At 66.9% G+C, this 14885-nt stretch carries 15 protein-coding genes; 7 read left to right on the top strand and 8 right to left on the bottom strand.

Translation table 11 applies throughout. From position 1 onward, the window contains the following. Positions 1-29: 29 nt before the first annotated feature. The 6 genes from B5E42_RS19210 (at position 30) to B5E42_RS11595 (ending at position 5375) form a co-directional block, all read left to right on the top strand. A complete protein-coding gene (locus B5E42_RS19210; RefSeq protein WP_162613976.1) occupies positions 30-197 on the top strand; it encodes a hypothetical protein in 168 nt (55 codons plus the stop codon). Then, the gene (locus tag B5E42_RS11615; RefSeq protein ID WP_087239817.1) at positions 194-694 is read left to right on the top strand and encodes a DUF4854 domain-containing protein; all 501 of its coding nucleotides are present in this window, start codon (positions 194-196) and stop codon (positions 692-694) included. The genes B5E42_RS19210 and B5E42_RS11615 overlap by 4 nt, the downstream gene beginning before the upstream one ends. A gap of 120 nt (positions 695-814) precedes the next feature. Continuing rightward, positions 815-2281 carry a pyridoxal-phosphate dependent enzyme gene (locus B5E42_RS11610; protein ID WP_087239813.1) on the top strand — a complete coding sequence of 489 codons (1467 nt, stop codon included), beginning with the start codon at positions 815-817 and terminating at the stop codon, positions 2279-2281. 892 nt (positions 2282-3173) lie between these two features. Continuing rightward, on the top strand, positions 3174-4412 hold the full coding sequence (locus B5E42_RS11605; protein WP_087239811.1) for a threonine synthase: 1239 nt from the start codon (positions 3174-3176) through the stop codon (positions 4410-4412). 43 nt (positions 4413-4455) lie between these two features. Further along, positions 4456-4815 carry a hypothetical protein gene (locus B5E42_RS11600; protein ID WP_087239809.1) on the top strand — a complete coding sequence of 120 codons (360 nt, stop codon included), beginning with the start codon at positions 4456-4458 and terminating at the stop codon, positions 4813-4815. Beyond that, entirely contained in the window at positions 4815-5375 is a 561-nt protein-coding gene (locus tag B5E42_RS11595) for a nucleotidyltransferase family protein (RefSeq protein WP_242967114.1), read from the top strand. Before B5E42_RS11600 ends, B5E42_RS11595 begins: the two co-directional genes overlap by 1 nt. A gap of 247 nt (positions 5376-5622) precedes the next feature. Here B5E42_RS11595 and B5E42_RS11590 read toward each other — a convergent pair whose 3' ends face one another. From B5E42_RS11590 to B5E42_RS11555, 8 genes are all read right to left on the bottom strand, one after another. Beyond that, entirely contained in the window at positions 5623-6282 is a 660-nt protein-coding gene (locus B5E42_RS11590; protein ID WP_087239807.1) for a 3-oxoacid CoA-transferase subunit B, read from the bottom strand. Beyond that, positions 6282-6974: a 3-oxoacid CoA-transferase subunit A gene (locus B5E42_RS11585; RefSeq protein WP_087239805.1), complete on the bottom strand. Its 693-nt coding sequence runs from the start codon at positions 6972-6974 to the stop codon at positions 6282-6284. The genes B5E42_RS11590 and B5E42_RS11585 overlap by 1 nt, the downstream gene beginning before the upstream one ends. Before the next feature lie 93 nt (positions 6975-7067). Further along, positions 7068-8324: an acetyl-CoA C-acetyltransferase gene (locus B5E42_RS11580; protein WP_087239803.1), complete on the bottom strand. Its 1257-nt coding sequence runs from the start codon at positions 8322-8324 to the stop codon at positions 7068-7070. 177 nt (positions 8325-8501) lie between these two features. Next, a complete protein-coding gene (locus B5E42_RS19205; protein ID WP_087239801.1) occupies positions 8502-10433 on the bottom strand; it encodes an ABC transporter permease in 1932 nt (643 codons plus the stop codon). Then, positions 10408-11310 (bottom strand): ABC transporter ATP-binding protein, encoded by a 903-nt coding sequence (locus B5E42_RS11570; protein WP_087240241.1) that lies wholly within the window; start codon positions 11308-11310, stop codon positions 10408-10410. Before B5E42_RS11570 ends, B5E42_RS19205 begins: the two co-directional genes overlap by 26 nt. A gap of 8 nt (positions 11311-11318) precedes the next feature. Then, positions 11319-11711 carry a GntR family transcriptional regulator gene (locus B5E42_RS11565; protein WP_087239799.1) on the bottom strand — a complete coding sequence of 131 codons (393 nt, stop codon included), beginning with the start codon at positions 11709-11711 and terminating at the stop codon, positions 11319-11321. Positions 11712-12003: 292 nt separating this feature from the next. Beyond that, a complete protein-coding gene (locus B5E42_RS11560; RefSeq protein WP_087239797.1) occupies positions 12004-12333 on the bottom strand; it encodes an AzlD domain-containing protein in 330 nt (109 codons plus the stop codon). Continuing rightward, complete coding sequence (locus B5E42_RS11555; protein WP_087239795.1) at positions 12327-13037, bottom strand: AzlC family ABC transporter permease; 711 nt, start codon at positions 13035-13037, stop codon at positions 12327-12329. The genes B5E42_RS11560 and B5E42_RS11555 overlap by 7 nt, the downstream gene beginning before the upstream one ends. A 158-nt stretch (positions 13038-13195) precedes the next feature. Between B5E42_RS11555 and B5E42_RS11550 the strand changes: the two genes are divergently transcribed. Then, a complete protein-coding gene (locus B5E42_RS11550) occupies positions 13196-14089 on the top strand; it encodes a YegS/Rv2252/BmrU family lipid kinase (protein WP_087239792.1) in 894 nt (297 codons plus the stop codon). Positions 14090-14885 lie beyond the last annotated feature (796 nt).

Genomic DNA, 14885 nt, shown 5'->3' with positions numbered 1-14885 from the left:
ATCCGTGATGGGGCGGGTCTCCGCCGGAGGTGAGGGCGCTGCAGCTGATCACCGTCTTTGCCGTCCTGCTGGTCATCGGGGTGTCCGGCGCCCTGTACATCGGAATATCCTCCCTGAACGGCCTGGCCGGTCTGGTCTGCGGCGCGGCCGCCCGCCGGGGCCTGCAATTTAAGAAAAAACGAGGTACACAGCTATGAAAAAGCGCATCCTGTCTCTTGCTGCCGCATCCTGCCTGCTCCTGACCCTGGCCGCCTGCGGCGGCGGCGACGCCCCGCAGGAGTCCCCCTCCGGCGCGCCCGCCTCCGAAGCCCCCGTGCAGGAGTCCGCCCCCGCCCAGGACAGCAGCGGTCTGCCCACCCTGGAGGACTACTTCAACTCCGACGCCATGCAGGAGCTGGTGGACGCCACCGCGGCGCAGTACGGCGAGGAGGGCACCTCCGCGGCCATGTACGCCGAGGGCAACGAGCTGCGGTATGACTTCACCATCGACAGCCTGGAGACCTCTGAGGAGGATCGCGCCGTCTATGCCGAGGCCCTCCAGTCCTCCACCGAGGCCGGCGCCGACGCCTACCGGAGCACCGCCGCCGAGCTGAAGTCCATGGTCTCCAACGAGGAGGTCGTCGTGGTGGTCACCTTCATGGACGGTGCGGGCAACGTGCTGTACACCCAGTCCTTCTCCTCCAACGACGCGTAACCGCCGACCACCGGGGCGCCGCAGAGCGGCGCCCCATCTTTTTGTCTCCGGCGGCAATTGCGGCTTGATTTCTCCCCGCCTTGTGTTATCATGGAGATAGCATGAAAAGGAGGCGGTTGCATGATCGATCTGACGGTTCACCGGGACGTGCTGGCGCGCAATATTCAGAAGGCCCGGGAGAACGGCGTGATCATTCCCACATTCGAGAACATGCGCAATCCTGAGACCGTGCCGGAGGCGGTGAAGGAGCGGCTCCGGGGCGTGGGCCTGTGGGACGTGAATCCTCTGAACCTGTTCCGCATCACCTGGAAAAACGAACCGGCGGAGGCCGGCGGCCTGTACCGGGACGTGCCCAACTACATCGAGCTGCCCCCCGCCCTCACCGGCGTGAAGGCCCGCATCGTGGCCCTGGTGGGCAAGTGGTTCCCCACCGGCTGCCACAAGGTGGGGGCCTCCTTCGGCTGCCTGGCCCCCCGGCTGGTCACCGGGCAGTTTGACGCGGGCTACCACCGGGCGGTGTGGCCCTCCACGGGCAACTACTGCCGGGGCGGGGCCTTCAACTCCAAGCTGCTGGGGGTCAAGTCGGTGGCCATCCTGCCCGCGGGCATGAGCCGGGAGCGGTTTGAGTGGCTCTCCCAGATCGCCGGGGAGGTGATCGCCACCCCGGGCTGCGAGTCCAACGTGAAGGAGATCTTCGACAAGACCCACGAGCTGCGGCAGGAGCCGGACTGCATGATCTTCAACCAGTTTGAGGAGATGGGCAACCACCTGTGGCACTATCAGGTCACCGGCCGGGCCATCGCCGAGGTTTTTGAGGCCGTCAGGCGCCCCGGCGACAAGCTCTCGGGGGCCTGCTTCACCTCGGGCAGCGCGGGCACCATCGGCTGCGGCGACTACCTGAAGGAGGTCTACCCCGGCCTGAAGCTGGCGGTGGGGGAGGCCCTCCAGTGCCCCACCATTCTCAACAACGGCTTCGGCGACCACCGCATCGAGGGCATCGGCGACAAGCACATCCCCTGGATCCACAACGTGAAGAACACCGATATGGTCATCGACATCGACGACGAGGACTCCCAGCGGCTGCTCCGGCTGTTTAATGACCCGGCGGGCCACGACTACCTGCGCGCTGTGGGGGTGGATGAGGACACCATCGCCAACCTGTCCCTGCTGGGCATCTCGGGCATCGCCAACGTGCTGTGCTGCGTCAAGCTGGCCAAGTACTACGAGCTCACCGAGCACGACGTGGTGGCCACCGTCCTCACCGACTCGGCGGCCATGTACGGCTCCCGCATCCAGGAGCTGGCCGAGCAGTACGGCCCCTACGACGGCACCGCCGCCGCGGTGGATCACGCCCTCCACCTGCTGGGCCTGCGCACCGACTCCATGGCGGAGCTGAACTACTGCGACCGCAAGCGGGTGCACAACCTGAAATACTACACCTGGGTGGAGCAGCAGGGCCGCACCGCCCAGGAGCTCAACGACCTGTGGTACGGCACGGTGTGGGACGACGTGCACCGGCAGGCCGACCAGCTGGATGCGCTGATCAACGCCTTCAACGAGGAGGCCGGGGTGCTCAAGACCCTGTAGGGCGCGGCATCCCTGCCGCGCCGCCCGCGGGGACATGACAACTGCTATGCCTGTTCCATGGGGTCCCCGCGGCGACCCAACGGAGTGGTCGTCGTGGGGAGAGGAGGCACAGTGGAGGGAACGAGCTTTGCCGCTTGCGGCGAAGTGAGTGATCCGTAACTTGTGCCGACGATGTAGGGGCGACCTGTGGTCGCCCGCTTGCCCGCGTATCCACCAACCCGTGGGGCGCGACGACCCTCGGCGCGCCATCCGCCTGCCGGGATGCCCCCGGGGAACGGGCCGCTTTTTGGGAGGTGGCTTCGCTGGATTTTTATCGGAAGCGCCCCCGGCGCCTCCGACTCGGCCGGGGCACCGCTTTTGATGTCAAAAGCGGTGGGAAAACCACCAGGGCTGCGGCCCTGGACCCGGGGCCCATGGCGTCGGTGGGCTGTACGGACAGGGCAGAGACCGGGCGCGCATTGCCGCCCGCCCGATTGGCACGTATGTAAAAGGCGCTGCCGCGCCTCGGGTGGCACGCATCGGGATTACCCTGTAAGCCTTGATAGCCGCTGCGCTGTACCGGCTTGGCCCGCCGGGCCGCCATCAGTGCCATGCCCCTGAAATACTTCGGCGCTTATGGGAATGGGGCCCCCGCGCGAGCCCAGCGGCTGTGCCGCGGGTCGCGTGGGGAGAAGGAGGCCCAGCGGAGGGAATGAGCTTTCGCGTTTACGCGGAAGCGAACGATCCGCAGCTTGGGCCGACGCTGTAGGGGCGGATATCATCCGCCCGCCTCCGTAGGGCCGCCATACATGGCGGCCGCCTGTAGGGCGCGGCATCCCTGCCGCGCCGCCCGCCTGCCGGGATGCCCCCGGGTGAGCGCCCTTTCTTCACCCCCTGAAAGGAGGTTTTCCACATGAAGTATATCCTCGGTGCAAAATGTGTCAGGTGCGGGAAGGAATATGAAGCCGTCCCCGGCCTGACCACCTGCGCCTGCGGCGGCATCCTGGACATCGTGTACGACTACGCCGCCATCCGGCGGGACTTCTCGCCCAAAGACCTGGCCGCCTGCCGGGACAACACCATGTGGCGGTACCGGCCCTTCCTGCCGGTGGAGGAGGGCTCCGCCCCGCCGCCCCTGCGGGTGGGCTGGTCGCCGCTGTACAAGGCGGACAGCCTGGCCCGGGCCCTGGGGCTGAAAACCCTGTACCTCAAGGACGACGGGCAGAACCCCACCTCCTCCCTGAAAGACCGGGCCTCCGCCCTGGCGGTGGTCAAGGCCAGGGAGGCGGGGGCGGACACCATCGCCTGCTCCTCCACGGGCAACGCCGCCTCCTCCCTGGCGGGGAACGCGGCGGCCGCCGGCCTGTCCACCTACATCTTCGTGCCCAGGCGGGCCCCCAAGGGCAAGGTGGCCCAGCTGCGCATCTTCGGCGCCACGGTGGTGAGCGTGGACGGCTCCTATGAGGACACCTTCGAGCTGAGTAAGGCCGCCATCGACCGCTGGGGCTGGTACAACCGCAACGCGGCCATCAACCCCTACCTGTCCGAGGGCAAGAAGACCGTCACCCTGGAGATCATGGAGCAGCTGGGCTGGCAGGTGCCCGACTACATCGCCCTGTCCGTGGGGGACGGGTGCACCATCGCCGGGGCGTGGAAGGGGCTGAAGGATCTGTACGCCGCCGGGTTCATCGACCGCCTGCCCCGGCTCATCTCCGTGCAGGCGGAGGGCTGCTGCCCCATCAACCGGGCCATCCAGACCGGGGAGCCGTGGCGGCCCATGGAGGAGAACACCCTGGCCGACTCCATCGCCGTGGGGGTGCCCCGCAACCCGGACAAGGCCCTCAACGCCATCCGGGAGTCGGACGGCGTGGCCGTCAACGTGTCCGACGGGGAGATCCTGGACGCCATGCGCCTGCTGGGCCGCACCCAGGGGGTGTTCGGGGAGCCCGCCGGGGTCACCGGCACCGCCGGTGTGAAGAAGGCCCTGGAGCTGGGGCTGATCTCCCCTGAGTCCACAGTGGTGAGCATCGTCACCGGCAACGGCCTCAAGGACGTGGAGAGCGGCATCAGGGCCGCCGGGGAGCCGCTGGTGGTGCCGCCGGACATGGACGCGCTGCTCTCCGCCTTTGCGGAGGCGGGCATCGCGCCCTGACCAGAAGCAATCAACATTTCACCGAGAAAGGAAACAAACCGCTATGCCTACACATGACCGCGCCGCCAAGGTCGGCGTCTGGGCCTACCTGCTGTTTACCATGGCCAGCTTCCTGCTGGCGCTGTTCTTCCTGTTCCGCGGGGGGTTCAGCCACAACGTCTCCATGATCGCCCTGCCCATCTGGATGGGCTACACCGCCTTCAACGCGATTAAGAGCATCGCCGACCTCATCGGCGCCCAGAACCGCACCCGGAACTTCACCAACATGCTCCGCCGGTGGGAGGACACCTTTGAGAGCCGGGGCAAGGCCCTGGTGCTCCTCACCGTCATGACGCTGGTGGTGGGCCTCATCAAGGTGGCCGTGCCCTTCCTCATCATGTATCTGGCCAACGGCTTCGGCTGATGGTGGGCTGCGTGCTGATGGCCTCCGGCGCGGGGCGGCGGTTCGGCTCCAACAAGCTGCTCACGGCGGTGGAGGGGGTGCCCCTCCACCGCCGTGCCATGGCCGCCCTGGCCCCCGCCGGCTTCGGCCGGCTGGTGGTGTGCTCCCCCTATCCGGAGGTGCTCTCCGCCGGGGCGGAGTACGGCTTCCGCCCCCTGGACAACCCGGGGGCGGGGGAGGGCATCGCCGCCTCCATCCGCCTGGGCGTGGCCGCCATGGACGGGATGGACGGGGCCCTGTTCGCCGTCTGCGACCAGCCCTGGCTGACCACGGAGAGCGTCCGGCGGCTGCTGGACGCCTTTTCGGACGCGGGGGACGCCATCTGCGCCCTGTCCTGGCGGGGAACCCGGGGCAACCCGGTGATTTTCCCCGCCTGTTTTTTTGGGGAGCTGGCCGCCCTCACCGGCGACACCGGCGGCAGCGCGGTGCTCCGCCGCCACCCGGAGCGGCTGCGGCTGGTGGAGGCGTCCTCCCCCAGAGAGCTGATGGACGTGGACACCCCGGCGGATCTGTCCCGATAGCAGAAAAGCGCCGCCCCGGCAATGCCGGGGCGGCGCTCCGTCTGTCAAGGAACCTTCCCCCAGGGGCGGCCTCGCAGAGTTCGCGCCTGCGGCGCGAAAAAATAGCAGGCAGTTTTCAGCCGCGACATGTGCGTGGCTGAAAACACTGCTCAGCCCGCAAGTGTGAGGCCGGGCCGCCGACGGCGGCCCGGCCTTGCATGCAGCGGGCTGTTTTCAATCAGACGGCGTCTGCCGTCTGATTGAGGTTTCAGCACATGGGCTTCAGATCGGGGGAGATGATCAGGTCGGCCTCGGTGGCGGCCTTCACGTCGTCCACGGTGAACTCGGGGTTGATCTCCACCAGCTCCAGGCCCTTGTCGGTCACGTTGATCACGCACATCTCGGTGATGATCTTGGTGACGCAGTGGACGGCGGTGTAGGGCAGGGTGCACTTCTTCAGGATCTTGGGCTTGCCCTTGGCGGTGTGCTCCATGGCCACGATGACCTCTTTGGCGCCCACCAGCAGATCCATGGCGCCGCCCATGCCGGGCATCTTCTTGCCGGGGATGATCCAGTTGGACAGGGAGCCCTCCTGATCCACCTCCAGGCCGCCCAGGATGGTGGCGTTGACGTGGCCGCCGCGGATGAAGCCGAAGGAGGTGGCGGAGTCAATGTAGCAGCCGAAGACGGCGGCCTGGGCGGGGGAGCCGCCGGCGTCGATCTTGAAGTGGGGGTCGGCCTCCTCGGCGGTGGGCTTGGCGCCGGTGCCGATGATGCCGTTCTCGGACTGGAGGATCACGTGGACGCCCTCGGGCAGATAGGCGGGAACGAGGGTAGGCAGGCCGATGCCCAGGTTGACCACGTCGCCGTCCTTCAGCTCCTTGGCCACGCGCTTGGCAATAAAGGCCTTGATCTCAGACTTATCCATTACACATTCCCTCCATCCACGATGTAATTGACAAAGGCGCCGGAGGTGACCACGTTCTCGGGCTCAATGTCGCCGATCTCCACCACGTTGTCCGCCTCAGCGATGACCACGTCGGCGGCGGTGGCCATGACGATGTTGAAGTTGCGGGTGGTGCCCTTGTACCAGATGTTGCCGAACTTGTCAATGATGTGGCCGTTGAGCAGGGCGAAGTCGGCGCGGATGGGCTTCATCAGCAGGTACTCCCTGCCGTCGATGGTCTGCTTGCCCAGGCAGAAGGGGGAGTCCTCCACGATGGTGCCCACGCCGGTGGGGGTGAGCACGCCGCCCAGGCCGGCGCCGCCGGCCCGGATCATCTCGGCCAGGGAGCCCTGGGGAATCAGATCCACGGTCAGGGTCTTGTCCACCATGCCCTGAGTGCCCACGTCGGGGGTCATGCCCACGTGGGTGGCGATGACGTGCTTGACCTGGTGGTTGTGCACCAGCTTGGCAACACCGTAGTACTCCTCACCCAGAGGGCCGGTGGCCATACCGCAGTCGTTGCCGATGATGGTCAGATCCTTGGTGCCCTTCTCGGCCAGGGCGTCGATGATGTGATGGGCGCTGCCGCAGCCCAGGAAGCCGCCGTACATGATGGTCGCCCCGTCGGGGATCATGTCCACGGCCTCCGCAACAGAAATAATCTTATTGCGCACAGTGTTACCCTCCTGTAAAAATAGATTGGAAGTTTCATTTTCGGACACGCCGGGGGCAGAAGGCCTGTCCCCGGCGTGCCTGATATTCCTAGTTTAGCACTTTTCGAAGATGGTTGCAACACCCATGCCGCCGCCGATGCACAGGGTGGCCAGGCCCTTCTTGGCCTCGGGCCGCTTCTGCATTTCGTGGAGCAGGGTGACGATGATGCGCGCGCCGGAGGCGCCCACGGGGTGGCCGATGGAGATGGCGCCGCCGTTGACGTTCACCTTGTCCATGTCGAAGCCCAGCTCACGGGCCACGGCGATGGACTGGGCGGCAAAGGCCTCGTTGGCCTCCACCAGGTCGATGTCCTCGATCTTCAGGCCGGCCTTCTCCATGGCCTGACGGGAGGCGGGCACCGGGCCCACGCCCATGATCTTGGGATCCACGCCGCCCTGGCCCCAGCTCACCAGCTTGGCCATGGGCTTCAGGCCGTACTTCTCAACGGCCTCGCCGCTGGCCAGCACGATGGCGGCGGCGCCGTCGTTGATGCCGGAGGCGTTGCCGGCGGTGACCCGCTGCACGTGCTTGCGGGTGTCGTCGGCGTGCACCTGGGTGGGCTCAAAGGTGTGGACAATCTCGTCCTCCACGCCCTCGGGGCCCACGGGGAAGGCGCCCTTCAGCTTGGCCAGGCCCTCCACGGTGGTGCCGGCGCGGGGGAACTCGTCCACCTTGAACTCCACCATTTCCTTCTTCTTCACCATGACGGGGACAATCTCGTCGTTGAACCGGCCGGAGCTGATGGCGGCCTCGGCCTTCTGCTGGGAGGCGGCGCCGAAGGCGTCCAGCTCTTCCCGGGTGATGCCCCACACGTCGCAGATATTCTCGGCGGTGGTGCCCATGTGGTAGTTGTTGTAGGCGTCCCACAGGCCGTCCTTGATCATGGTATCGACGACCTTCTTGTCGCCCATGCGGGCGCCCCAGCGCTCATTGGGCAGGGCGAAGGGGGCGGCGGACATGTTCTCGGTGCCGCCGGCCACAATGATGTCGGCGTCGCCGGCCAGGATGGCCCGGGCGCCCTCAATGACGCTCTTCATGCCGGAGCCGCACACCATGCCCACGGTGTAGGCGGGGACGGAGTAGGGCAGGCCGGCCTTCACGCCCACCTGGCGGGCGGGGTTCTGGCCCAGGGCGGCGGTGAGGATGCAGCCGAACATCAGCTCGTCCACCTGCTCGGGCTTCACGCCGGCGCGGTTCAGGGCCTCCTTCACCACCACGGCGCCCAGCTCGGGGGCGGGCGTGTCCTTCAGGCTGCCCCCGAAGGAACCCACCGCGGTACGGCAGCAGTTCACGACATAGACTTCTTTCATGGTAAAACCTCCAAAAATAATTTTTGTGTTCTTCCCATACCGAAAATACCCTTCGCTTCCAATTATACCGCGCCGTTTGGGAAAAATCAACTAGAGACTGAGCGGTAAGGGAGACGGGATTCGGCGCGGAAAAACCGCCTGGTTTGTGCAAAACAAACCAGGCGGTTCATCTTCGGCTCACTGCCGCTCTTTCAGCTGGGCCTGTGCCTGGGTGAGCAGGCTGTCCAGGTCAAAGCCGTACTGCTCCAGGGCGGCCAGGGTGCGGGCGCCGGTGGTCTGGAGGGTGACGGTGACGGAGTAGGTGTCGCTGCCGTCGGCGCGGGCGGCCTGGCCCGCCCGGCGGAAGGTGAGGATCAGGTCGTTGACGTAGCAGTTCTCCAGCCGCGCCTGGTTCTCCAGCAGGTAGCGGCGGCCCAGGCTCCCGTCGGCCAGATCGGCCTGCACCGCGCTCCACAGCTCCTCCAGCCCGGCGCTGTCCACCGGCTTCTCGTCGTAGTAATAGGCGCCCTCCTCGTCATAGTGGGGCTGGGTCACCACCGCGCTGATGAGGTAGTCCCCCTCGGCCATGGCGCCGAAGTAGGCCTTCTCCGCCTGTCCGGGGGCGTTGAGGAGGGCGTCCAGCCGGGCGGCGGGGGTGTCCGGGTCGTCCAGGGCCTCCTGGGTCAGGGGGATGCGGTAGCTGCGGGTGACCACGGAGCCGTTGGTGAGGGTGTAGCGCAGCTGCACCCAGGCCTGGCCGGAGGTCTCCACCTCCAGGCCGCTGTCCAGCTGCTCGTAGGTGTAGTCCGGCTCCGCCCCCTCGATGGCCGCCTTCCGCGCCACGATGGCGCGGTGGAGCTCGGTGACGGCGGCGATGTCCTCCGGCCCGTCCAGGAGGAGCCCCTGCCCGTTGGCGTCGTCATAGGGGGCGGTGGAGCCCGCGTCCAGGGACACGGACTGCACCCGGGCCGGGTCGGGCACCCGCCGCTCAAAGCCCGTCACGTCGAACTCCATCAGGCACATGGCGGCGGTGAGGCAGCACAGCAGCACCACGCAGCCCTTCCAGCTGCCCCGGAACACCCAGAACTTCTTGCGCAGCAGCATCTCCGCCACGAAGTAGCCCGCCGCGCCCCACAGCAGCAGCATGAGCAGCAGGCCCCAGGCCCCCCGGGGCAGCAGGGCGGAGAAGAGGCTGTACAGGGTCTCTCCCAGGGCCACGGCGGCGCAGAAGGCCACGCCGTACTTGAACACCGGCCGCACCCAGGAGACGCTGACCACGTCGCCTGCGGTCTCCAGCTGCCGCCGGCGGTAGACCGCCAGGGCCAGGGCGGCCAGCGCCACGCCCACCAGGGCGTACAGGGCCACGTAGCCCAGGCCGGTGAAGTAGGCGGAGGCGTAGTCCGCCCAGCCGTTGCCGGCGGCATCCATGACGGTGGGGATGACCACATGGCAGGCGGACAGCCGGAGCACAGGGGAGAGCCAGGAGGCGACGGCGGTGAGCCAGGCCGCCCCGTCGAAGCCGAAGAGGAACTCGTGGGCCATCTGGCCGAACAGGACGGCCAGCCCGGCGGCCAGGCCGTTGAGCACCACGTAGAAGGCGGGCAGGGCCAGGATATGGCCGGTGAACATGGCGCAGAACACGGCGAAGGAGTAGAAGAACAGGCCCAGCAGGGAGGACACCACCAGCCAGGTGAACAGGCTGGAGAACACCACCGCGCCGCAGGCCGCCTCCGCCGCCAGGGCCAGGAGGAACACGGCCAGGTTGGGCAGGATGAGGAAGCCCAGCCCCGCCAGGTAGCTGGTGAGGAAGAGCCCCTCCCGCCGCAGGGGGAGGGCGTGGAACAGGCTCACGGAGCGGGCGCTGTACAGGTAGGAGAACACCGCCATGGCCGCCAGCAGGCCGAACACCACCGCCAGGAGGGTGGCGGCGCTGAACCAGCCGGTGGTGTCCAGGTAGTTGAGGGGGAGCACACGGGCCCGCACCTGCGTCCAGCCGGAGCGGCTGTCCAGCAGGATGCCCAGGGGGAGGCACATGGTCCAGATGAGCCCGTACAGCCCCCAGATGGGCCAGAACCGGGCGAAGTGCTTGGCAAACAGGGTCTTGTTAAAGTACGATGTCCCGGACCGCATAGTCCTCACCTCCCAGCTCATAGATAAAGATCTCCTCCAGGGTCAGGGGCAGGGCCTCCAGCAGGATGGGCCCGAAGGCGGCCAGCCGGTTGGTGACCTCGGTGGCGCCGCCCCGGACGATCAGGGTGTGGATGCGCCCCACCCGGGACACGTGGAGCACCTGGAGATCCTCCGGCATCCGGGGCATCTCCTTCTCCTGGAACACCACCTGCATCTTCACCAGGTTCTCCTGGAGGTCGTTCAGGCTGCGCTCGATGAGCACCTTGCCCTTGGACAGGATGCCCACGTGGTCGCACACGTCCTCCAGCTCCCGCAGGTTGTGGGAGGACACCAGCACCGTGGTGCCGTGCTCCGCCACGTCCCCCATCAGCAGGCCCCACACCTGCCGCCGCATCACCGGATCCAGGCCGTCCACCGGCTCGTCCAGCACCAGCACGTCGGGCCGGCAGCACAGGGCCAGCCAGAAGGCGGCCTGCTTCTGCATGCCCTTGGACAGGCGGCGGATGGGCTGCTTCTCGTTGATGGTGGTGAACACGTCCTTCAGCGCCTCGTACCGCGCCCCGTCGAACCGGGGGTAGAAGCCCTTGAAGAAGCGCATCATGTCCCGGGTGGAGGCGGAGAGGAAGTAGTACAGCTCGTCGGGGATGGAGGCAATCCGGGCCTTGGCCGCCGGATTTTCATAGATGGGGTTGCCCTCCAGCAGCACCGAGCCGCTGTCCTGCCGGTAGATGCCGGTGACGTGGCGCAGCAGGGTGCTCTTGCCCGCCCCGTTGGGCCCCACCAGGCCGTAGATGGAGCCCCGGGGCACCGTCATGGTCAGCCCGTCCAGGGCCCTGAATCCGTCAAAGGCCTTCACCACGTTTCTGGCCTCAATCATTGCCTCACTCATGCTCTCTCCTCCTCTCTGTGCCCTGTGCGGCCCGTCTCCGCCGCCTGGAGCCGGGCCGCCAGCTCCCCGGCCGTCAGGCCCAGGAACAAAAGCTCCGCCGCCGAGGCGTCGAACTGCTCCAGCAGCCGCGCCCGCCGGTCGGCGTTCACGTCGGCCTGGGGGGCGGCGAAGGAGCCCTTGCCCGCCACCGTGTACAGATAGCCCTCCCGCTCCAGGGACTCGTAGGCCCGCTGGATGGTGTTGGGGTTGATGGCCAGGGAGGAGGCCAGCGCCCGCACCGACGGCAGCTTGTCCCCCGCCTGGAGGGCGCCGGTCACCACCAGGTGCCGCAGGCCGTCCTTCACCTGCTCATAAATGGGCCGCGCGTCGCGGTAGTTCAGTTGGATCATCCCGCCGTCTCCTTTCCGGAAACTGTATCGCTTGCATTAGTACAGTCAGTATACACGCCTCCGCCGGGAAAAATCCTTAATTATTTCTGACGTTTTTCTGACATCGGAGCCGGCCGCCGCCGCGCCCCCCATTCCTTTACAAAACGTTCATATCCGGTTCAAAATGGGTTCACAGGGATGGGATAGGATAACAGCGTGGTCAGAGATGACCATACCCCCTCTCTTTCCTCTCTTCTTTCAAAAAACAGCGGCACAGGCCTTCGGGCCTGTGCCGCTGCGTTTATTGGCCTTTTCAGAACACCGCCTGCACCAGCACCATGTAGAGAACGGTGCCGCCGAAGATGCTCAGCAGGTTGTTGTGCTTCCACAGGTGGAGGGCCACCACCACCGCCACGCACAGCAGCTGGGGCACCCAGCCGCCTGGGGTGGAAAAGCTCACCCCCCGCAGGCAGTAGACGATGAGCATGGCGATGATGGCCGGGGGGAGCACCCGGCCCAGGTAGAGCACGAGCTTGGGGGGCGACTCCCCCCGGTCGAAGAGCAGGAAGGGGAGCACCCGGGTGAGGAAGGTGACAATGGCCATGACGGCGATGGCCGCGATGGCTGCGCCGGTGCTCAGCATGGTTCTCCCTCCTTTTCGTCCAGTCTGTCCCGCAGGATGAGCAGGATGAGCACGATCACGCCCAGGGAAATGAGCAGCATCTGATCCTGCCCGAAGACGCTGCCCAGGATGATGAGGAACACCATCGTCACGGCACACCCCAGCAGGGCGGGCAGGTGCTTTCGGTAGGTCTTCCACTGCTCCACCGCGATGACCACGAACAGGGCGGTCATGGCGAAGTCCACCCCCTCGGTGCTGAAGGGGATTACCGCCCCGGCCACCGCGCCGATCACCGAGCCGAGAATCCAGTAGCTCTGATCCAGAACGGCGATGGCGAAGTAGAAGCTTTTGGGATTCACCCCCACCGGGGCCTGGGCCGAGGAGAGCAGGGCGTAGGTCTCGTCGGTGAGGGAGAAGATCATGTACAGCTTGCGCCAGCCCATGCCCCGGAACTTCTCCAGCATGGACAGCCCGTAGACCAGGTGGCGGAAGTTGATGAGCAGGGTCATGACCGCCACGGTGCCCAGGCCCGCGGCGGTGGACAGCAGGGTCACCCCCAGATACTGCCCCGACCCGGCGTAGATGGTCAGGCTCATGAAAAAGGCCCAGATAAAGTTGTAGCCGATCTCCTGGAGCATCAGCCCGAAGGCGATGCCGATGGCCAGATAGCCCATCAGCACCGGCAGGGTGACGGGGAAGGCGGCGGCCAGGGCTTTGCGATCCATATCGGCAGCACTCCTTTGTGTTTGCGCTGAGATTTTTATTCTACACACTTTAGCGAAAAAAAGCAAGACCCGGCGGAAATTTGCCGCCCGCTCCGGCGGGTGGTTGTATTTTGCGGCAATCCCTGTATAATATAGGCACATGACAACGGAGGAGCGCTATGAAGAAGCTGCTGTTTATCTACAATACCCACGCGGGGAAGGGCCTGCTGAAAAGCCGCCTGGCGGCGGTGCTGGAGGAGCTGGCCCGGGACTGGGACGTGACGGTTCACCCCACCCGGGGGACCGGGGACGCCGCGGAGCTGGCCGCCCGCCGGGCCGGGGAGTTTGACCGCATCGTCTGCGGCGGGGGGGACGGCACCCTCCACGAGGTGGTGAACGGCCTGATGGCCCTGCCGCCCGAGGCGCGGCCGGAGGTGGGCTATATCCCCGCCGGCACCACCAACGACTTCTCCAGGAACCTGTCCCTCCCCCGGGGGATGGAGGCCATGGCCCGCACCGCCGCCGCCGGGGTGCCCCGGCCGGTGGACATCGGCCGGTTCAACGGCGAGCACTTCATCTACGTGGCCGCCTTCGGCGCCTTCACCGACGTGTCCTACAACACCCCCCAGCCGGTGAAGAACCTGCTGGGCCGCACCGCCTATATGCTGGAGAGCGTCACCCGCATTGCCTCCATCCAGTCCTACCCCCTCACCGTGGAGCACGACGGCGGGGTGGAGGCGGGGGGCTACTGCTACGGCATGGTGAGCAACACCGTGTCCGTGGGGGGCTTCAAGGGGACGCCCGCCCAGCCGGTGGCCCTGGACGACGGGATTTTTGAGGTGGTGCTGGTGCGCCGGCCGGAGAACCCCATCCAGCTCCAGGCCGTGATCCGCGCCCTGCTCACCATGTCCCCCGACGAGGGCGGGCTGGTCACCAGCTACCGCACCAGCCGGCTGAAAATCACCTGTGAGCAGGAGCTGCCCTGGACTCTGGACGGCGAGTTCGGCGGCGCCCCCAAAACGGCGGAGATCCTCAACTGCCAAAAGGCCGTCTCCATCGTCTACGGCAAGTAGGGCGCGGCATCCCCGGCGCGCCGCCCGCTGGGGCGGTATGACAACTGCCAGGCCCGTAGGGGCGGATACCATCCGCCCGTCTAATGGGGCCCCCGCGGCGACCCAACGGAGTGGTCGTCGTGGGGAGAGGAGGCACAGTGGAGGGAACGAGCTTTGCCGCTTGCGGCGAAGTGAGCGATCCGTAACTTGTGCCGACGACGTGGGGCGCGACGACCTCGGCGCGCCATCCACCTGCCGGGGGTGCCCCCGGGGGCGCCTGCGCGGCGGGCGCACCGCTTTTGGTGTCAAAAGCGGTGGGAAAACCACCAGGGCCTGCGTTTTTTGAGGTGGCTTCGCGTGGATTTTCATCGAAGGCGCCCCCGGCGCCTTCGACCCTGGACCCGGGGCCCATGGCGGCGGTGGGCTGTGATTGGCTGGAAAGAACCGGGCCGGCATCGCCGCCCGCCCCATTGGCTGGCGCTTGCGGTAACTGGGGCCCCCGCCGAAGCCCAGCGAAGTACCCGCAAGGGGCACGCCGCATCCGTAAGGCGGCAAAGCCGCCAACGGCTGCGCAGCGGGTTCGGTGGGGAGAGGAGGCCCAGCGGAGGGAATGAGCTTTCGGGCCTGCCCGGAAGCGAACGATCCGTAGCTTGGGCCGACGACGCCGCGCCTCGGGCGGCACGCATCGGGATTACCCGGCAAGCCCTGACAGCTGCTGCGCTGTACCGGCTTGGCCCGCCGGGCCGCCGCCGGTGCCATGCCGCCGAACGAGCTTGGCGGATGTGGCGGCACACAGCACGTTCTGAATCCGCACCAC

The sequence above is a fragment of the Flavonifractor sp. An10 genome (assembly GCF_002161215.1).
Classification (GTDB): Bacteria; Bacillota; Clostridia; order Oscillospirales; family Oscillospiraceae; genus Flavonifractor; species Flavonifractor avistercoris.
Note: the sequence above shows the minus strand (reverse complement) of the source record. Positions and strands in the feature narration are given on the sequence as shown.

Excerpts from the sequence above, each read along its gene's own strand:
- B5E42_RS11555 (WP_087239795.1), bottom strand. The coding sequence starts at position 13,037 with ATGGATCGCAAAGCCCTGGCCGCCGCCTTCCCCGTCACCCTGCCGGTG.
- B5E42_RS11595 (WP_242967114.1), top strand. The coding sequence starts at position 4,815 with ATGGTGGGCTGCGTGCTGATGGCCTCCGGCGCGGGGCGGCGGTTCGGC.
- B5E42_RS11590 (WP_087239807.1), bottom strand. The coding sequence starts at position 6,282 with ATGGATAAGTCTGAGATCAAGGCCTTTATTGCCAAGCGCGTGGCCAAG.
- B5E42_RS11560 (WP_087239797.1), bottom strand. The coding sequence starts at position 12,333 with ATGCTGAGCACCGGCGCAGCCATCGCGGCCATCGCCGTCATGGCCATT.
- B5E42_RS11615 (WP_087239817.1), top strand. The coding sequence starts at position 194 with ATGAAAAAGCGCATCCTGTCTCTTGCTGCCGCATCCTGCCTGCTCCTG.
- B5E42_RS11580 (WP_087239803.1), bottom strand. The coding sequence starts at position 8,324 with ATGAAAGAAGTCTATGTCGTGAACTGCTGCCGTACCGCGGTGGGTTCC.
- B5E42_RS11565 (WP_087239799.1), bottom strand. The coding sequence starts at position 11,711 with ATGATCCAACTGAACTACCGCGACGCGCGGCCCATTTATGAGCAGGTG.
- B5E42_RS11570 (WP_087240241.1), bottom strand. The coding sequence starts at position 11,310 with ATGATTGAGGCCAGAAACGTGGTGAAGGCCTTTGACGGATTCAGGGCC.
- B5E42_RS11550 (WP_087239792.1), top strand. The coding sequence starts at position 13,196 with ATGAAGAAGCTGCTGTTTATCTACAATACCCACGCGGGGAAGGGCCTG.
- B5E42_RS11610 (WP_087239813.1), top strand. The coding sequence starts at position 815 with ATGATCGATCTGACGGTTCACCGGGACGTGCTGGCGCGCAATATTCAG.
- B5E42_RS11600 (WP_087239809.1), top strand. The coding sequence starts at position 4,456 with ATGCCTACACATGACCGCGCCGCCAAGGTCGGCGTCTGGGCCTACCTG.
- B5E42_RS11605 (WP_087239811.1), top strand. The coding sequence starts at position 3,174 with ATGAAGTATATCCTCGGTGCAAAATGTGTCAGGTGCGGGAAGGAATAT.
- B5E42_RS19205 (WP_087239801.1), bottom strand. The coding sequence starts at position 10,433 with ATGCGGTCCGGGACATCGTACTTTAACAAGACCCTGTTTGCCAAGCAC.